The following is a 1,072-nucleotide window of genomic DNA, read 5'->3' on the forward strand; positions in this document are numbered from 1 at the left end:
CCGGGTCAATCACCGGGAAGACGTCGGTAGCGCCGAGCAGATCCAGAATCACCAGCACCAGGATGATAGCGAGTATCACGCCCAGTACACCCTGACCGGCGGGCAGCTCTTCGGATTTCTGAGCCAGCTGCTGCAGCTCGGCATCGGTGAGGCGGTCCAGTCGCTGGCTGACTTGCTCCTGGTTAACGCCGTATTCGCTCAGCGCCTGAGCGGCCACTTTATGATCCATCAGTTGCATGACTTGTTGTTTCATGGCCGCGCGATCCTGTTGCTGAATCACGGTGTCATTACCAATCATGGCGGCTTGTGCGGCGGGGACCATGAGCACTTGCATGAACAACAATACAAAGGCACTGAAAATACCGGTAACGCGTTTTGACGTGGTCATGAAGCATTCTCCTGTGTTCTTGAAAGGTTATACGCTACCAGTGTGACCGCTATTCAACAGGATCTCTGCGTGATCCGGGCGATCTTTTACAAGGACTTTACCGATATCGACCGCGTTAACCCCTTCACTATCAAGATGTTGCAGTGCCTGTTGTGCATAGCTGGCAGGCAGACAGAACAATAGCCCCCCGGCAGTTTGTGGGTCGCACAGGGCGGTAAGCAGGGCGTCGTCCACGGGCTGCGGTTGTTGGCAATGCACCAGTATCTGCCGGTTGGCGTCGCTGAGGGTGCTGGCCACGCCTCGGCAAATCAGTGCAAGCGTGCCGGGCAGCAGCGGTACCTTGTGGCAATCCACCGACAGGGTAACGTCGCTTTGCTGGCTGATTTCGTAGAGATGGCCGAGCAGCCCGAAGCCGGTGATATCGGTGCAAGCATTCACGGGTACATCCTGCAGGGCCCGTTGCGCAATATGGTTGCTGGTCAGCAGGTGGCGCAGTGTTGTGTCCAGCCAGGGGCCGTGGAATGCGGCAGCATTGCTGTTGTTCGCCTGCATCAAGGCCGCCAATTGCACGCCGGTTCCCAATGGTTTGGTGAGGATCAGTCGGTCGCCGTCACGGGCGCCATGTTTATGCCAGAGCTGTGCCGGGTCGGCCTGGCCGTTGACGGTGAACCCCGCGGCCATCTG

General features: G+C 58.2%; 2 protein-coding genes. Both read right to left on the reverse strand.

Going from position 1 to position 1,072, the window contains the following annotated elements:
* The coding region (locus A3730_RS00880) for a PA2779 family protein (protein ID WP_063537269.1) at positions 1–388 on the reverse strand (388 nt) is incomplete at its 3' end.
* A gap of 27 nt (positions 389–415) precedes the next feature.
* On the reverse strand, positions 416–1,072 hold a 657-nt coding region (gene selD / locus A3730_RS00885; protein WP_082872209.1), incomplete at its 5' end, for a selenide, water dikinase SelD.

The sequence above is a fragment of the Alcanivorax sp. HI0044 genome (assembly GCF_001634945.1).